Source organism: Neisseria sp. P0001.S005 (genome assembly GCF_051963715.1).
Genome location: NZ_JBQCTZ010001023.1, coordinates 1 through 251, shown reverse-complemented (window position 1 = coordinate 251; position 251 = coordinate 1). Strand labels below are relative to the sequence as shown.

At 50.6% G+C, this 251-nt stretch carries 1 protein-coding gene; it reads left to right on the top strand.

The window, feature by feature from the left end; all coding sequences use genetic code 11:
* Positions 1–26: 26 nt before the first annotated feature.
* Positions 27–251 (top strand): hypothetical protein (locus ACTHSP_RS23935; protein ID WP_440347222.1); only part of this gene is annotated, 225 nt, incomplete at its 3' end.

Sequence of the window (251 nt, the reverse complement as noted above, 5' to 3'; positions counted from 1 at the left end):
GCTTAAGTGCGCCAACCGAAAGCACAATGGGCATAGTAGCCGCAACTGCATCGCCAGCATTGTCATATGAAATTGGACAACAATTCAAAAAACACAATGCAGAAGGCACACCTGCACATATCCTTGCCCACGCGGTATTAGGAGCAGCAGTTGCAGCAGCAGGAGACAATAACGCCCTAGCAGGAGCGTTGAGTGCAGGTGGTGCGGAAGCGGCTGCACCTTACATCAGTAAATGGTTATGTGGCAAAGAC